This window comes from Gemmatimonas sp., assembly GCF_044345575.1.
In the GTDB taxonomy this organism is placed as follows: domain Bacteria; phylum Gemmatimonadota; class Gemmatimonadetes; order Gemmatimonadales; family Gemmatimonadaceae; genus Gemmatimonas.
Window position 1 is genome coordinate 1 of record NZ_JBIJAW010000388.1, and the last position, 2,997, is coordinate 2,997.

The following is a 2,997-nucleotide window of genomic DNA, read 5'->3' on the forward strand; positions in this document are numbered from 1 at the left end:
TCCCACGGGTAAGCATCCCCCAATTTCGGCCCCGAGGCTCCTTCCCCGAACACAGGACCGCCGGGAGAATGGGAGAAAAGGGGGAACTGAAATTGGGAGAAAAGGGGAAAGGGAGAAAAAGAGACCGTGAGCCTGCCCCGGTTTAGTGGACACCTCGATCGCCCCGGACTTAGTTCCGGGGAGGAGGTTGTTCATGAGCAAGCGTGGCCAGGTCCATCGGCAGTACACGGCGGAGTTCAAGGCGGCGGCCGTCCAGCGTCTGCGCGAGGAGCTCGTGCGTGGGCGCTCCCTGAGTGATGTGGCGCGGGCACTCGGGATCACCAATGGTGTGCTGTCGCGCTGGCGGCAGGAGGCCGAGCAGCGCGAGGCGCGGAGCGAGGGGGAGCCGGGGGAGTCGCTGGAGGCCGAGCTGCGCCGGTTGCGTCGCGAGGTGGAGACGCTCCGCCAGGAGCGCGACTTCGCAAAAAAAGCGGCGGCGTACTTCGCGAAGGAACTCCCGTGAGTGCGAAGTACGCCTGCATGGCGGACCACGCCCCGCTGTATCCGATCCGCGTGATGGCGCGCGTGCTCGGCGTGAGTGCGTCCGGCTACTACGCCGCCCAGCGTCGGCCGCCGAGTGCGCGGACCCAGCGCGATGCGGATCTCACGACTCATATTGCCGTGCTGCATCGAACGAGCCGCGGGAGCTACGGGGCGCCGCGCATTCACGACGCGCTGCAGCAGGCGGGCACCGCAGTGAGCCGCAAGCGGGTCGCGCGCCTCATGCAGGCGGCGGCCTTGGTCGGCACCACGCCGCGGCGCTGGCGGGCCCACGCGGCGAGTGATCCCACCGCGCCCACGCCCAACGTGCTGGCGCGCGCCTTTGCGCCGTCCGCCGCGCTGAACACCGCGTGGGCGGCGGACATCACCTATCTGCCGTATGCGGGCGGCACGGCGTATCTCGCCGTCGTCCTCGATCTCGCGTCGCGCCGCGTCATCGGCTGGGCGCTCGAGTCGCATCTGCTCACCACGCTCCCCATCGCGGCGCTGCAAAGGGCCCTCGCCACGCGCCCGCGCCAAGGGCCGACGCTCCATCACTCGGACCGCGGCGGGCAATACGTCAGTGCGCCCTACCGGCAGCTCCTCGCGACGCACGGCCTCACGCCGAGCCTGAGCGCGACCGGCAACTGCTATGACAACGCCGTCGTCGAGAGCTTTTTCGGCACGCTCAAGCGCGAATGCGCTTTTGCGTCCTGCCCCTCGGTGCGGGCACTGCGCCACACCCTCGCGGCCTACATCGACGGCTGGTACAACCCGCACCGGCTCCACTCCAGCCTCGGCTACCAATCCCCCCTGCAGTACGAAGCACGGCTCCGCACATCGGCGAGGGCCGCCTAACCCCGGTGTCTACCAAACCGGGGCAAGCTCACCGCCTATCTCCTTTTCTCCCTTTCCCCTTTTCTCCTATTGTCAGTTCCCCCGCTTCTCTTTTTCTCCAGCCGTCAGCGCCGCGTCAGCACCCACCCCTCGCCGCGCCGGGCTACCCGCGCTCCGAGGGCTTCGGCCACATGGTGCACGGCGCGCTCCGGGCTTTCGGCTTCAAGCGCGATCGACAGGTGGCGGTCGGCCAGCGACGGGTCCACTGCGATCGACAGCCCCGTCCAGCGCTCAAGCCGCTCCACGGCGTTGGCCAACGGTTCGTCGGCGAACAGTAGTGCCCCGCTCGTCCACGCCACGCTGCCGCGCACCACATTTGAACCGAGTGCGTCGTGGTGCCCCGCGCTGTCGGCAAGGATCGCCTCGCCCTCGTGCAGGGCGCCCTGCCAGGCCCCGGCCGAGACCTGCACCTCGCCCTGGGTCACCGCCACCAGCGCCCGCGGCATGCCACCCTGAGCCGCCGCGATCGATCGCACGGCGAAGGCGGTGCCCACGTCGCGGACCCGTACACCGGCGGCGTACACGACCAGCGGGGCCGTCGCGGTGGCCACGTTGAACAGCGCCTCGCCCGAAAGGTCGAGCGTGCGCGCCGAATCGCCGAAGGTGCCGCGGCTTGTGAGCGAACTGCCCGGGGCGAGCGTCACCCGGGACCCGTCGGGGAGCGGGTACGTCACGGCTCGGCCGCCGGCCGCCACCGCGAGTTGGACCGCCGACGACATCTCGCCGCCGCCTTGCGCCAAGTGGTCGCGCTCCTTGCGCCACACGAGCGAAGCGACGGCGGCCACGGCCGTCGCCGCGCCGGCGGCCCACCAGAGCGGCGCGCGCAACCCCCGCCCTCTACCTGGCGACGGAGGGCGGGTCCGGTTGGCCTGACCCGGCTGACTGGGGAGGTTGGTGGACGGCACGGTGGGGCTGGGGTGGGAGTGCACCTGTACCATTCACCGCCGCGTGGAAAATTTCAAAACGTGTGGGACAAGCGGCGACCTGCAGGGGCAAGCGGTTACTTGGTCATTCCAGCACATGCCCCGGTGCCCGCGGCATCGGGCGTTCCATACATGGTTTTCACCACCTGGGCGGGTATGCCACCCCGTGCCGGGGTCACGAGGAACATCGTCGCGTAGTGCGCGTCGCAGATATCGGGGAACGACGTGCCGGCCAGCTGGTTCACGATGGCGGGGATGGTGTTCGAGTGGCCCACAACCAGCACCACCCCGCTCGCCTGCATCACCGCAGCCGCCACGTTCTTCACGTGCTGCCCATCGAGGTTGATGACCGTCGGCGTCACCCCCACCCGCTGCTGCACCACGGTCGCGGTCTCCACGGTCCGCTTGCGCGTACTCACCACGATCGTGGAAGGCACCGCGTTCGCCAAGGCGGCGTCGAGCGCCCGGGCGCGCGCCACCCCGGCCTCGCTCAACGACGGATCGTCCGCCGGCGTGGGCTGCTTCTCCCCGTGACGCACCAGCACCACCAGCGACGGCTGCGCCACAAGGTCACGCGGTGCCACCGCAAAGAACGCGGCCGAGGCCAGCACAAACGACCAGACGGCACGACGAAGCGACTGTGAATCACGCACCATGC

General features: G+C 69.7%; 4 protein-coding genes. 2 read left to right on the forward strand and 2 right to left on the reverse strand.

Annotated elements, in window-relative coordinates:
* Positions 1-193 precede the first annotated feature (193 nt).
* Together ACIQ6O_RS15565 and ACIQ6O_RS15570 are read left to right on the forward strand one after the other, a co-directional pair.
* Positions 194-502, forward strand: a complete 309-nt coding sequence (locus ACIQ6O_RS15565; RefSeq protein WP_396208692.1) for a transposase — start codon at positions 194-196, stop codon at positions 500-502.
* Between the two features lie 17 nt (positions 503-519).
* Positions 520-1,377, forward strand: coding sequence for an IS3 family transposase (locus tag ACIQ6O_RS15570; RefSeq protein WP_396208693.1), 858 nt, complete (start codon positions 520-522; stop codon positions 1,375-1,377).
* Between the two features lie 104 nt (positions 1,378-1,481).
* Here the strand turns inward: ACIQ6O_RS15570 and ACIQ6O_RS15575 are convergent, their stop codons facing one another.
* Together ACIQ6O_RS15575 and ACIQ6O_RS15580 are read right to left on the reverse strand one after the other, a co-directional pair.
* Positions 1,482-2,243 (reverse strand): FecR family protein, encoded by a 762-nt coding sequence (locus tag ACIQ6O_RS15575; RefSeq protein WP_396208694.1) that lies wholly within the window; start codon positions 2,241-2,243, stop codon positions 1,482-1,484.
* A 173-nt stretch (positions 2,244-2,416) separates the two neighbouring features.
* On the reverse strand, positions 2,417-2,997 hold a 581-nt coding region (locus ACIQ6O_RS15580; RefSeq protein WP_396208695.1), incomplete at its 5' end, for a histidine phosphatase family protein.